Below are 13,806 nucleotides of genomic sequence, written 5' to 3'. Positions count from 1 at the left end.
AACAATAGCGAGTTCAAATTTAGGAATAATTTATCAACCACCAAATAAAATCTACAAAAAAATGAAAACTTAAAAAACTGATTACCAATAAAATAAACCAAATCACACAAAACAATAGACCGTCTCTCTATTTACAAAATCACTTTATAAAAACGTATATGAATAACAATTTAATATCCTCAGAGGAGCACTCAAACGCAGTTTTACCTCACAATTTGGGGAATTTTGAGAATATTTTTCATCCTGACAATTATGATCATTATCGGAATGCGATTAATACAACTACAGATCTTGTTCAGGAATTTCTTTATAGAAATAAGAAGCCTTTCAGTGGTATAGAAGCAAAAGAAATGAAAGAAAAGGTACGTCAGATCGATCTTGACCAAAAACTTTCAAATTATGACGAGCTTCTTGCTGAAGTAGATGATATTTATGTAAAACACGCCACAGCTTTTCATCTTCCACAGTATGTAGCGCATCTTAACTGTCCCGTAGTCATCCCGGCTTTGGCAGGAGAAATCTTGGTAAGTGCCATCAATTCTTCACAGGACACTTATGATCAAAGCGCAGGAGGAACTTTCATGGAAAGAAAACTTATTGACTGGACCGCTAAGCAAATTGGTTATGATGTGAACAGTGACGGAGTTTTCACAGCCGGAGGTTCACAGAGTAATCTCATGGGACTTGTGATGATGCGTGACTGCTTTTCTCAAAAAAGATACAATCACAATATAAAAATGGATGGTTTATCTCCAGAAGCAAGTCGTTTCAGAATATTTGTTTCGGATAAGTCTCATTTCAGTAATCTGAAAAATGCCTCTATCATGGGATTAGGTGAGAAATCAATCATTAAAGTTCCTACAGATGACCGTTTCCGTATGGATATTTCTTTATTAAAGAAATACATAAAAAGAGAGGAACAGCTTGGAAATATTCCTATAGGAATTGTCGCGACAGCAGGAACCACGGATTTCGGAAATGTTGATCCTTTGGAAGATATTGCCGATGTCGCCGAACAATACAATATCTGGATGCATGTAGATGCCGCATACGGATGTGCTTTACTACTCAGTGAAAAATACCGTGATCTTTTGAACGGAATTGAAAGAGCCGATTCCGTAACCATTGATTACCATAAATCATTTTTCCAGCCCATCAGCAGCAGCGCATTTATCGTAAAAAATAAAAAAGAACTGCTTATTCTTAAGCATCACGCCGATTACCTGAATCCAAAAGAGATGGATGAAGAGGAAATTCCTGCCCAGATCAATAAATCCATTACCCAGAGTACCCGCCGATTTGATGCTCTGAAATTATGGTTCACTTTAAGAATGATGGGGAAAGAACAGCTGGCGGAATATACGGACACCGTTATTGACCTTACCAAAGATACGGCTTCAATGATCTCTGAAGATCCTGATTTTGAACTTCTTTCTGATTCGGATCTGAGTGTTCTCGTTTTCAGATACATCAGATCAGATATTGAAGATACGAATGCTTTGAATCAATTTATTAAGATGAAATTGTTTTACAGCGGAGAAATTCTGGTGGCAAGTACTAAGGTGAACGGAAACTTCTATTTAAAGTTTACTCTTTTAAATCCCATCACAACCACGGAAGACATTCATCAAATTCTCACTACAATCAAAAGACATGGAAAAGACTTTAATACAGAAAAGTAAAACCGGAGAAAGAGCCCAGGAAATCACAGCCCGAATAGTACTCAACGGAATGTTGAGAGAACTTGGAAACGGTAAATTTTATCAGGGAGTTCCGAAGTATGATCTTTTGACGGCACAAGCTCTTGAAAAAAGCAAGCATTCGCTTCACATGAGGTTTGAAATGAAGAAAAGCGGAATATTTTTGTTTGCTCCCATTTCTTATCGGTCGGAAACAACATTCCATGAATACGGTTTTCCCATTTGGGCAGTAGATCATAACAACAACGAAACCTTTGAAGTTCATTCGGAAGAATTAATCGAAATGATCTACATAGAATTTTGCGATACTTTTACGGAAGAAGGACTGGACTGTTTTACTCAAAGAATTAAAAGCAGTGTTAGAAATCTTCAAATAACTTCAGAAGCCATTTCTGAAAGACAACAACCCATCAGTTATTCATTTTTAGAGTCGGAACAGATTCTTCCTGCGGGACATAATCTTCATCCTTTCACCAAATCAAGAATGGGATTTTCTGAAGAAGAGCAAAAACTGTACGCTCCTGAATTTGAGAATGGGTTTCAGCTGGATTATTTCCTGATTCATAAAGACTGTATCTCTGAACAGTCTCTTCCGGGAATATCTGCAAAAGAGATTTTTGCTACACTGGCCTCCGTTCCCGAAGAATATTATTTTGACAATATTGCAGATTATTATATTGTTCCGTGTCATCCCTGGGAAGCACAATATCTGATGTCAACAGAAGAATACCCTGAAATGATAGGATCCGGACAGGTTATCCATATCGGTAAACTGGGCAAAGAATTTTATGCTACCTCATCAATCAGGACGCTTTACAGCCCGCAATTCAACTGGATGCTAAAGTTTTCTTTACATGTTTTGATGACGGGATCTGTAAGAACCAACAGTTTAAAAGATCTCAGAAGAGGATATGCCTCTTCCGTCTGGTGGAATGAAAGAAAAACGCTATTTGAAAAGAATTTCCCAGACTTTAAACTGCTTTCGGAACCTTCTACCCTGAGTGTATTCTTTAAAGAAGAAAATATTGACAGTTTTAATATTTTAGTCCGTGAAAATCCTTTTTCATCTCACGACAAAGTGCTTTTACTGGCGAGATTATGTCAGGATGAGACTACAGATGATCAAAATTTCACTACAGGTTTCTTTAAAAACCTTGCTGAAACATTACAGACATCACCGGAACAGGCAGTCCTAACTTGGTTTAAAAGATATACGCAACTGCTGCTTCCTCCTTTAAATGCTTTGTTTAAAGAATTTGGAATGGCGCCCGAAGTCCATCAGCAGAATCTTCTTATCCAACTGAATGATGAACTGTTTCCTCAAACTATTTATGTGAGAGACGGACAGGGATATCTTTTAAAGGAAAGCTATAAAGAAAAATACAAAAAAGCGATTGAAGAATGCCCTGAGATTGAGGATCTTTTCATTAGAGATGAGCGTCTTTTAGATATTATTTCGCATCATTTACTGGTAAGCAATTTTGCAGCTTTGACCTCTTCATTAGGTAAAACAGGATTAATTGAAGAGCAAAAACTCATCCATATTCTTTATGACGAATTCAGCAGCCTTCATCAGTCAGAACCGTCAGATCTTACAGATTATGCTTTACACCAAAGGTATTGGGCGGTGAAATCAAATCTTCAATCTGCTATTCTTGATGTAGACGGAGGCATCAATGCTTCTTCTATCTCTTACGCTAAAGTTCCCAATCTTCTTCACAGGCATTTCTTTTCACAACAGTTGATTCATCCTCAGGGAAAGGAAGTTTTCTTTAAACGTTATTTTCCTAAAGAAGACGTTACCATCAGCATGAGACCTATTGATCTGGAGAATGATCTGGAAATGCTTCATGAATGGTTTAACAGGGAACATGCCGTAAAAATATGGCAGATGAACTGGCCGATTGATGAGCTCGAAACCTATTACAGACTGATGCTCCCAAGCGACGAAGCACATAGCTACATTATTGCAAGTAATGATGAACCCAACTGTAATATTGAAGTGTATTGGGCTTGTAGAGATATCGTTGGAGATTATTATGAGGTTTTACCGACAGATTACGGAACCCATCAGTTCATTGCTCCGACCGATCCGAAGAAAAAGTACGTCTCCCCTTCTACCCAATCTATGGTTGATTATGTATTTGCACAGCCGGAAGTTGGAAAAATGGTTGGTGAAGGATCTGTTGATTCTCTTGCTTCGATGATGAATAAAGCACATGTAGGCTTCAAAGTAGATAAAGTCATTGAAATGCCTCATAAAAAAGCCAATCTAAATTTCTGCTACAGAGAATGGTATTGGGAAAAGTTTCCACAAAATAAAAATATACAAATCACCACAAACATCACAAAAAATGAATAATGAACCCATTTATAATGTCATCGGCATTGGAATAGGACCATTTAATCTGGGATTAGCTGCCTTATCCAATCCCATCCCGGAATTGAAAACGCTGTTTCTTGATCAGAGAGACGGTTTTGACTGGCATCCCGGACTGATGATCGATCATGTGACTTTACAGACTCCGTTTTTATGTGACTGTGTCTCCATGGCAGATCCTACCAATCCTTTAAGCTTACTGAATTACCTTAAAGTAACGGGAAGGCTTTATCAGTTTTTCATCCGTGAGAATTTCTTTATCCCGAGAAAGGAATACAACCGCTATTGCCAATGGGTAATTGAGCAGCTTCCGCAATGCCGATTTTCAACTCAGGTGGTAGATATCCATTATGAAGACGGTCTTTATCATGTCTCTACGGTTCACACAAAAACTAAGGAAAAAACAGTTTTCAGGACGGAGCGTTTGGTGTTAGGAACCGGAACACAACCCCATATTCCTTCTTTTATTCCTAAAGATGATCAGCGTATACTACATACCAGCAGTTATCTTTACCGTAAGGAAGAGCTTCTTTCAAAAGGAAGTAAAATAGCCGTAATCGGTTCGGGGCAAAGTGCGGCCGAAGTTTTTTATGACCTTCTTCAGAGTAGAGATATAAAAACAGAACTGGGATGGTATTCGCGACCGGACAGGTTTTTCCCAATGGAATATTCTAAACTGACCTTAGAGCTTACTTCTCCTGATTATGTTGAATATTTTTATAACAGAAATCCTGAGGCAAAGAAAACCATCTTAAGCAAACAGCAAAGTCAATTTAAAGGAATCAATTATGATCTGATCAATGATATTTATGATTTCATTTACGACATTACTATTGATAATGCTGATCCGAATCTTAAAATCATTCCCAACAGCCAGCTCAACACCGTTGATAACAGCAGAGAGAATCTCATCAATCTTGAATTTACCCAGTTAGAACAGGAAATCCCTTACGAGCAGGAAGCCGACTACCTGATTCTTGGAACCGGATACCGCTATCATGAACCTGCATTTTTAGAAAACATTCAAGACAGAATCAAAAGACATGCAAACGGTTTGTTCGATGTGAACAGAAATTATTCTATCGATCATAATGGTGGAGAAATCTATGTGCTTCATGCAGAAGTTCATACCCACAGCTACATTTCAACCGATCTTGGAATGGCTGCTTACAGAAACTCCTCTATCATTAATGATATTCTGGGAAGAGAGCATTATCATATCGAGAAAAAAATTGCTTTCCAGGATTTTGATGTAGAAAAATATGCTCAGATATCAACCGCCCAAATTTAACAGAAACAATGAACACCAAGTTAAGAAACACCATAAGCCAGGAAAACTGGCACCAAGCCAACAGAAACTTAATGGCAAAAACGATTGCAGAACTCATGCATGAAGAACTTTTGAAACCTATCTTTTCTTTCGAGGATGAAGCAGGATATTCCGTCTTTACGATCGAAACAGGTTTTGAAAATATTGTATACAGCTTCAGAGGACAGGAAAGGATGATGGATTACTGGCATATTGATAAAGACAGTATCACAAAAACAGAAAACGGAGAAAAAACTTCTTTGATCGATGTAGCCGACTTCTTCAGAGAAATGCATCCTGTTTTTGATCTTGATCCGAATACGTTGGCTAAATATACGGAAGAACTGCTTCATACTTTGTATTGCGATGCTTTGATCTTGTCTAAAGGAATCATTTCTTCAAAAGATTTGGCGATGGCGGATTATCAGACTGTGGAACACAATATGACAGGACATCCGTGGGTCATCGTTAATAAAAGCAGACTTGGGTTTTCTCCTCGTGATTTTAAGACATTTGCTCCTGAAGCCGAAGAAAATCTGAACGTTATCTGGCTGGCTTCACACCGCAGCAGATCAACATTCCAGTCATTGGAATATATTGAAAGAGAAGCTTTCTATCGTTCAGAAATCGGAGATGATTTATATGAAAACTTTAAACAAAGGCTTGCTGATGAAGGAAAAATTGTTGACGATTATCTTTTTATTCCCGTTCATCCGTGGCAATGGGAGCATAAGCTTCAGGTTCATTTTGCCGGAGATATCGCGACCGGACTTTTAATTAATCTGGGAGAAGGAAAAGATGTTTACAGTCCGCAGCAAAGTATCCGTACACTGTTCAATGTAGATCATCCTAAAAAAAGATACCTGAAAACTGCGGTTTCTATCCTGAGTACAGGAAACATCAGAGGACTTTCTCCAAAACAGATGAAAATAGCCCCTTCTATCACAGAATGGGTAAAAAGCCTGATCAAAGATGATGTTTATTTAGAAAACAAAGGAACTATATTTTTAGGTGAGGAAGCTTCAATTACGTATTTGCATCCTCAATATTCATCAATACAACAAGTGCCTTATCAGTATAATGAGTTTCTTGGGGCTTTATGGCGTGAAAGTGCTGAAAATTATCTTAAAGAGGATGAACAAATGGTAACGATGGCATCACTTCTTTATGTGGATGATCACGGGATTCCTTTAGTACAGGCTTTTGCTGAAAAATCTGGAATGAGTATTAAAGAGTGGCTGAAAAGCTATCTTGACGCTTATCTCACGCCTCTGCTCCACATCTATTACACTCATTCACTATGTGTAACTCCTCATGGGGAAAACATCATGGTGGTTTTAAAGAATGGCATTCCGCAGAGAATCGTCATCAAAGATTTTGTAGATGATATTGTGCTTACCAAAGAAGCCAGAGAAAAACTTCCTGCTCATCTTGCAGACGGGCTTATCCAGTCTTCCAATAAAGAAAACATTCCTCTTTTTATTTTACTAGGTGTTTTTGATGCTTTCTTCAGATATCTTTCAAATATTCTACATACGTATTCAAACTTTAAAGAACAAACCTTCTGGTCGCTTGTTCATGACTGTGTGGAACATTATAAAACAGAAAATACTCATCTACAGGAACGTTATGAAAAATATGATCTGTATGTGCCTACATTCAAAAGGTTTTACATCAACAGTCTGCGTCTGAAAAATAACGGGTACAGCGAAAATAAAGCATTCGCCATTCCAAGGAAAGACGGAGCGTTGCCGAATCCTCTGTATGAGATTGCCAATAAAAATTCGGTGTCTGTACGATGAGGAAACTCCTTACGCTCCTAAAAGAAGGATCGGTTTTTACCTATGGAGCATTAGCCGGAAAAAAAACCGAGCTGACCTCCGGAAGTATTAACCGTTCCATCTTTAGCCTGGCAATTCCCATGGTGATGGAATTGATGATGGAATCCGTCTTCGTGAGTGTCAATCTTTTGATCATTGCTAAATTGGGCGATAAAGTTCTTGGACTTGTCGGGATTACGGACAACTACATCAATTTTGCTTATGCCATTGCAGTGGGTATCGGGATTGCTGCTGCGACATTAACTGCAAGAAGAGCCGGTGAAAAAGATTACGAAGGGATGGGAAGAACAGCGCAGTATATTATTTTGCTGGCTTTATTTTTTGCTGTTTTAATTGGTGGACTTTCCTGTCTATTCTCCTCCGAAATCGTAAGTTTTCTGGGGGTAAACAGTCATGGCGTCAATGACGGATTGCAGTTTTCAAGGTTGGTTTTTCTCAGCATAGGACTTATTATCGTTCGGCTTTCTGTCAATGGACTCTTTCGTGGAGCAGGTGATGCAGATATTGCCATGAAATCTCTTTGGATCTGCCATATTTCCAACATCATTTTTGCAGTTATCCTTGTTTTCGGATTAGGATTTATTCCCGCTTTCGGATTGATGGGATTGGCTTATGCAACTGTACTATCTAGGTTTTTAGGGGTATTATATCAGATATATGTCTTCTTTTCCGGGAAGACCAGTATCCGTATCATGACTCCGTTCCAATGGGATTTTCCATTGTTGAAAAAGATCCTGAAAATCGCCTTTGGAGGACTTGTTCAGTACATCATTCCCACCTCTAGCTGGCTGATTATGGTGAAAATCATTGCCACTTTCGGAACAACGGCTCTTGCAGGATACATTATTGCCCAGCGTATTGCTTCAGTAGCAACAATGCCCGCTTGGGGAATAGGAAACGCCGCCGGAGTCCTTACAGGACAGAATTTAGGAGCAGGCAATTCGGAACGCGCTGAAAAAACGGTATGGAGAGCAGGAACCATCAATATGACCTATTTGGTTGCCGTCGCTTTATTCTGGCAAATCGCGGCTGAATATGTTGTCAAGCTATTCACTACAGAAGCAGAAGTTGCAAGGTATGCTGTACAGTATATTCATGTTGTTTCTATGGCTTATTTACTGTTAGGATTTACCATGGTCATAAGCCGTGCGTTGAATGCAGCAGGAAATATTATGCAGGTTACGCTGCTTTATATCATTATGTTTTATGTCATTCAGCTTCCTATGGCGTATCTCTTAGGAGTGCGGCTACACTGGGAACTAAAAGGAATATTTGCTGCTATTGTTTCTTCCGAAATCGTACTAGCAGTATTATTCCTGATGATTTTTAAAAATGGAAAATGGAAAACTATAAAAATTTAAAATGAACACTACAGACGAATTTTATGAAATTATTGCTGCTGCCATCGCAGTAAAAAAAGAACTGGTGAATGAAGACCTCACCTATCAGGAAATCCCGGAGTGGGATTCTATGTCTCATCTTCTTATCGTAGAAGCTCTTGAACAATACTATCAGGTAAAGTTCGACTTTAACGATATCATGGAAATGGGTACCGTGGGAAAAATCCGTGAGAAAATGAAAAAATACGAAGTATTCGTAGAAAACTAATCTTATGAAAATTTTAGAAAACATAATTGCCAATAAAAGCCTCTTATTAACAGAGGCTTCTACTGGTAAAACGATTCCGGTGGGAACACTGTACCGATCTCTGGGATTAAACCCCGTCGAAAAAGGATTGTTATTTCTGTATAACGACAATCAGCTTCCGGGTATCGAGGTGCTTCTTAATTTCTATGGAACAGCTCATACCATTGCTTTGTTGGGGCAAAAACTGCATACAGATTTCAAAGACCGTCTTGAAGCGGAATATCGTCCCAAATACATCTTTGATCCTCAAAGAAATGAAATTCCCGGTTACAGCCTGAAAGAGTTTTCAGAGACGATCAGGATCTTTATGAAGGATGATTACAAGCATGAAATTAGCATTAATCCCGAAATCAAGATCCTTCTAAGCACCTCAGGAACAACGGGAAATCCCAAATTGGTAAAACTCTCAGATGAAAGCCTTTATCAGAATGCTTTGAGTATCCTTCAGTATATGCCTATTCTGGAATCTGATGTGGTGGCTTTAAATGTCCCGATTAATTTTGTGTACGGATTTTCCATATTTACCACCAATTGTATGCGTGCAGGAAGAATCGTTTGTTCTGATAAGGATATTATGCAGAAAGCATTCTGGGATGAAATGGATCTGTACGGATACAGTACTTTAGGAGGCGTTCCTTATCTTTATGAAAACCTCAACAGAATCGGTTTTTTTAGAAAAGACTCTCCCAGTTTGCGATATTTAACGCATACCGGCGGAGTGATCAACAGTGAATTGAGAAAAATCATTTTTTCATACTGTAATGAGTATGATAAAGAATTCTTTGCCCAATACGGGCAGACTGAAGCCGGAGGAAGAATGGCATACCTTTCCACTGAAGGACTTTTAAATGATGAAACCTCTATTGGCATTCCGGTACATGGCGGCAATTTCAGGATTGATCCCGATTCTGAAGAACTATTGTTCTCCCATACAAGTATTTTTGGAGGATATGCCAATACACTGGAAGATCTTACGACCTACTGTCAGCCTGTGGTACTTCATACCGGAGATACGGCCAGAAAAAGTGAGGATGGCATCTACTACATCACAGGAAGGATAAAACGTATTATGAAGCTTTTCGGCATCCGCCTCAATCTGGATGAGGTTGAATTTATTCTTAAAAATGAGCTGAAAGAAAATACGTTTGCCTGTCTGAACGATCGCGATAAAAAAATTATTGTTCTGTATGACAATCCGGAAATAGATCCGCAACATATTGTTGAGATCATTAAAAATAAACTGCGCATCAATCCACAATACATACGTACAGAATATATCGAGTCATTTCCACTATCACAAAACGGTAAAATCAACTATCCTTTGTTACAAAACTTACAACATGAAAACCTTTAAAACCCTTATACTTCTTTTTACGCTAACATTATTTTCAAGTTATCTTTCGGCACAGCAGATTGAACGTGCTCATGGTAAAGTAATGTTATCTGAACAGGTTCCTGTAAAAAATGCTATTTTAAGACTGATTAATACGTCATATCAGGCAAAAACCAATACCTCAGGAGAATTTCATTTTGATAATATTAATCCCGGAGAATATACTCTACAGGTAGTTTTAAATGACATTGAACTGCTGCAGCAAACGGTTATTATTGATAAAGACCATCAGGAAATTCCGACCGTTTATGTATCCGAAAAAAACAACCTTATTGAAGGAATTACCATCTATGGCTACAGCAGAAACAAATTTTTGAATAGAGACAGTACTTCAATTTCAAAAATGCCGTTAAAAAACCTTGAAAATCCTCAGGCTTATACCAGTATTAATCAGCAAATCATGACGGAACAACTTACTTATGATATTTCAGAGGTGTTGAAAAATGTTCCCGGAATGGTAAAAATGCAGGGAAGCCCCGGAAGAGGTTCCGGAGATGGGAGTTTCTACTATAGTTTGAGAGGTTTCCCGACCAAAGTATCTATGGTGGATGGCGTTCCTGCCAATACGAATGGAGAAATAGATCCTTCTGATATTGAACGTATCGAAGTGATTAAAGGACCCTCCGGAACTTTATATGGCGGTGCGGTCACTTCTTTTGGTGGACTTATTAATGTGGTCACCAAAAAACCTAAAGATTATTTCGGAGGAGAAGTTTCTTATTTAATGGGAAGCTATAATCTGAATCGTGTAACAGCAGATGTTTACGGACCTATCACCGACTCTCGAAAGACTTTATTCCGTCTGAATGCGGCGTATCAGTACCAAAACGGATTTAGGGATTCTGAATTCAGAAAATCTATGTTTGTAGCGCCTACATTAAGCTATGAGGTGAATGATCGATTAAAATTTAATCTTGGTGCTCAGATATACAGTTATGAAGGAACCAACACTCCTATTATCTTTCTTTCCAGAACCCGCCAGTTTTTTGCCCGTACTCCAGATGAGCTTGGCTTTGACTGGAAAAGGTCATACTCTAACAATGACATGACGTTAAAAGCTCCTTCTATCAACGTAAAAGCAGAAGTGAATTATAAAATTTCAAAAAACTGGAATTCACAGACTTTAATTTCAAGAAACTACAGAAAGACAGAAGGATTGTATCAGTATCAGTTTATTAGAGGAAACACCAGTGATGCATTGCTGGAACGTAATGTACAGTGGCAGAATTCGGAAGGATCTTCTACCAGTATTCAACAGAATATCAATGGTGAACTTCATATAGGAAAGGTTAAAAATAAAATACTTGTAGGGTTAGATTATCTGAATCAGTCACTCAACAATAACCACTCTCCTATTATAAAGTATGATACCATCAACGGTCAGAATCTTACAGGTAAATATGGTTTTATTTCAAAAGATCTTGCTTTGCAGAAAATTCAGACCTCAAAAGCTGCCATGGTAAGAAATACGACCTCCAGTAATATCTATGGAGCTTATATTTCAAATGCCGTTTATATTACTGACAGATTAGTGACTCTTTTAAGCTTACGTGTTGATCATTATGAGAGTGATGGACAGCTTAATCTCAATACCAATATACGCTCCGGAGAGTTTAAACAGACCGCTTGGTCTCCTAAAGTAGGCATTGTGTATCAAATTGTTAAAAACAAATTGTCGGCTTATGCCAATTACATGAACGGTTTCAGTTATACTGCTCCTGTTACCCAAGAACTTGCAGATTACAGCGGAGATATGAAACCGCAAAAAGCCAATCAATGGGAACTGGGAGTAAAAGCCAATCTCTGGAGAAACCGCTTTAATTTCACGGCAGGATATTATGATATTTTAGTGGATAATATGCAAAGAGGAATTGAAGTAATCCAAAACGGAAAAAATTACAATATCACCATTCAGGATGGGGAACAGAGAAGTAAAGGTATCGAACTTGAAGCCATCGCCAATCCAATCCAGGGATTAAATGTAATGGCCGGATATACTTATAACGACAGTAAATTCGTCAGAGCCGATGCAACGGTAGAAGGTCGCCGTCCAGGATCTGCAGGTCCTGCCAATGTATTCAATTCATGGGTAAGCTATATTTTCCAAAGCGGAAGTATTAAAGGAATTGGATTAGGCTTCGGAGTGAACCATGTTGGTGAACAGATTACAGCAGACACCTCAACAACGGGACAGTTTGTATTCCCTTCTTATACTCTTGTTAACGCCTCCGTTTCTCTTGAAAAAGAAAGATACAGAATAGGATTTAAAATGAACAACTTAGGGAATGCCCAGTATTTTTCGGGACAGGGAGTTGTTGTTGCTCAGATGCCCCGAAATTTCGTAGCAGAGGTAAGTCTTAAATTTTAATAATGAAACTTAAATTCAGAAAAATTGCTTATCAATTACATGTATGGCTCGGACTCACGTCCGGGCTTATCATTGTTATTATAGCAGCAACAGGATGTATCCTCGCTTTTGAAGATGAACTGAAACAGCTTATACATCCTCAAAGGTATTTCGTAGAAAAAATAGAAAAGAAAAAATTACCACTTTCAGAATTGACTCTGAGAGCAGAAAAAGCACTCCCCGACAGTCTGAAAATAAAAAGAGTTCAAATTTCCTCCAATCCTTCGAAAACTTATGTATTCCGTACTCTGAAAATGAATAACGAGGCGCTTTCCTTTTGGGGAACCTATATTTATTATTACAGAGTCTATGTAGATCCTTATTCAGGGAAAGTTCAGGAGGTGGAAAATGCCAAAAAAGATTTCTTTGAAATTGTTCTGGATCTTCACCGCAGGCTTTTACTCGGAGAAAAGATAGGAAAAACGATTACGGGATATTCTACTCTTCTATTTACGATCCTATTACTTTCCGGACTGGTCATCTGGTATCCTCGAAAAATGAGCAAAGCCATGCTGAAAGGGATGTTTTTTATTAAAACTTCGGCTAACTGGAAAAGAATCAATTATGATGTTCATAATGTACTGGGATTCTATGCTGTCATTCCATTACTATTAATCTGTTATTCCGCATTGATATGGAGCTTTGAAGATGTGGATCAATGGGTAGAAAACACATTAAACGGCAATAGTGTCAAGGAAAAGAAAGCTGAAAGTAAAATTCTGGCCGGAGAATTTACCCGTCAGAAAAACATTTTAGATTTAGTAAGCGACAAAGTACTGAAAGACCTTCATGGTAAAAAATCTGCCATGATCAACTTTCCACGAACAAAAGAAGGAACTTATTATGCTGAAGTAAATTTTGACAACAGATACTATCGGAATATTCATTATAATATTGACCAATATTCCGGGGAGGTTTTAAAATATCAGTCTTATAAAGATAATATAGAATCCGGTTCTGCATTAAGGGAGAGAAACTACGATCTGCATACAGGAAGCATTCTCGGAACTCCAACCAGACTGCTTTATCTTTTGGCAGCCATCATAGCAACCTCATTACCTATTACAGGTTTTATTATTTATCTCAATAAAAAGAAGAAAAAACCTAAGAAGAAATCTAAGCACTAAAT

At 38.1% G+C, this 13,806-nt stretch carries 9 protein-coding genes; all 9 read left to right on the top strand.

Annotation, left to right across the window (positions count from 1 at the left end):
- The first annotated feature begins 158 nt into the window (after positions 1-158).
- The 9 genes from JI747_RS02385 to JI747_RS02345 are packed head-to-tail and all read left to right on the top strand — an operon-like array spanning position 159 to position 13,804.
- Complete coding sequence (locus JI747_RS02385; RefSeq protein ID WP_225686010.1) at positions 159-1,682, top strand: pyridoxal phosphate-dependent decarboxylase family protein; 1,524 nt, start codon at positions 159-161, stop codon at positions 1,680-1,682.
- On the top strand, positions 1,654-4,062 hold the full coding sequence (locus JI747_RS02380; RefSeq protein ID WP_225686009.1) for a GNAT family N-acetyltransferase: 2,409 nt from the start codon (positions 1,654-1,656) through the stop codon (positions 4,060-4,062). Before JI747_RS02385 ends, JI747_RS02380 begins: the two co-directional genes overlap by 29 nt.
- A complete protein-coding gene (locus tag JI747_RS02375) occupies positions 4,055-5,371 on the top strand; it encodes a lysine N(6)-hydroxylase/L-ornithine N(5)-oxygenase family protein (protein ID WP_225686008.1) in 1,317 nt (438 codons plus the stop codon). The genes JI747_RS02380 and JI747_RS02375 overlap by 8 nt, the downstream gene beginning before the upstream one ends.
- A gap of 8 nt (positions 5,372-5,379) precedes the next feature.
- Complete coding sequence (locus JI747_RS02370; protein ID WP_225686006.1) at positions 5,380-7,191, top strand: IucA/IucC family protein; 1,812 nt, start codon at positions 5,380-5,382, stop codon at positions 7,189-7,191.
- Positions 7,188-8,591 (top strand): MATE family efflux transporter, encoded by a 1,404-nt coding sequence (locus tag JI747_RS02365; RefSeq protein ID WP_225686005.1) that lies wholly within the window; start codon positions 7,188-7,190, stop codon positions 8,589-8,591. The genes JI747_RS02370 and JI747_RS02365 overlap by 4 nt, the downstream gene beginning before the upstream one ends.
- A gap of 1 nt (position 8,592) precedes the next feature.
- Positions 8,593-8,838 (top strand): acyl carrier protein, encoded by a 246-nt coding sequence (locus tag JI747_RS02360; protein ID WP_039365548.1) that lies wholly within the window; start codon positions 8,593-8,595, stop codon positions 8,836-8,838.
- 4 nt (positions 8,839-8,842) lie between these two features.
- Positions 8,843-10,231, top strand: a complete 1,389-nt coding sequence (locus tag JI747_RS02355; RefSeq protein ID WP_225686004.1) for an AMP-binding protein — start codon at positions 8,843-8,845, stop codon at positions 10,229-10,231.
- Positions 10,218-12,638, top strand: coding sequence for a TonB-dependent receptor (locus JI747_RS02350; protein WP_225686003.1), 2,421 nt, complete (start codon positions 10,218-10,220; stop codon positions 12,636-12,638). Before JI747_RS02355 ends, JI747_RS02350 begins: the two co-directional genes overlap by 14 nt.
- Positions 12,639-12,640: 2 nt before the next feature.
- Entirely contained in the window at positions 12,641-13,804 is a 1,164-nt protein-coding gene (locus JI747_RS02345; RefSeq protein ID WP_225686002.1) for a PepSY-associated TM helix domain-containing protein, read from the top strand.
- The last annotated feature ends 2 nt before the right edge of the window (positions 13,805-13,806 follow it).

This window comes from Chryseobacterium tagetis (genome assembly GCF_016735585.2).
Classification (GTDB): Bacteria; Bacteroidota; Bacteroidia; order Flavobacteriales; family Weeksellaceae; genus Chryseobacterium; species Chryseobacterium tagetis.
The sequence above is the reverse complement of the archived record's forward strand: the minus strand, read 5'-3'. Positions and strand labels throughout refer to the sequence as shown.

Bases quoted from the DNA above. Each gene is read 5' to 3' on its own strand.
- JI747_RS02385 (WP_225686010.1), top strand. From the start codon at position 159: ATGAATAACAATTTAATATCCTCAGAGGAGCACTCAAACGCAGTTTTA.
- JI747_RS02380 (WP_225686009.1), top strand. From the start codon at position 1,654: ATGGAAAAGACTTTAATACAGAAAAGTAAAACCGGAGAAAGAGCCCAG.
- JI747_RS02375 (WP_225686008.1), top strand. From the start codon at position 4,055: ATGAATAATGAACCCATTTATAATGTCATCGGCATTGGAATAGGACCA.
- JI747_RS02370 (WP_225686006.1), top strand. From the start codon at position 5,380: ATGAACACCAAGTTAAGAAACACCATAAGCCAGGAAAACTGGCACCAA.
- JI747_RS02365 (WP_225686005.1), top strand. From the start codon at position 7,188: ATGAGGAAACTCCTTACGCTCCTAAAAGAAGGATCGGTTTTTACCTAT.
- JI747_RS02360 (WP_039365548.1), top strand. From the start codon at position 8,593: ATGAACACTACAGACGAATTTTATGAAATTATTGCTGCTGCCATCGCA.
- JI747_RS02355 (WP_225686004.1), top strand. From the start codon at position 8,843: ATGAAAATTTTAGAAAACATAATTGCCAATAAAAGCCTCTTATTAACA.
- JI747_RS02350 (WP_225686003.1), top strand. From the start codon at position 10,218: ATGAAAACCTTTAAAACCCTTATACTTCTTTTTACGCTAACATTATTT.
- JI747_RS02345 (WP_225686002.1), top strand. From the start codon at position 12,641: ATGAAACTTAAATTCAGAAAAATTGCTTATCAATTACATGTATGGCTC.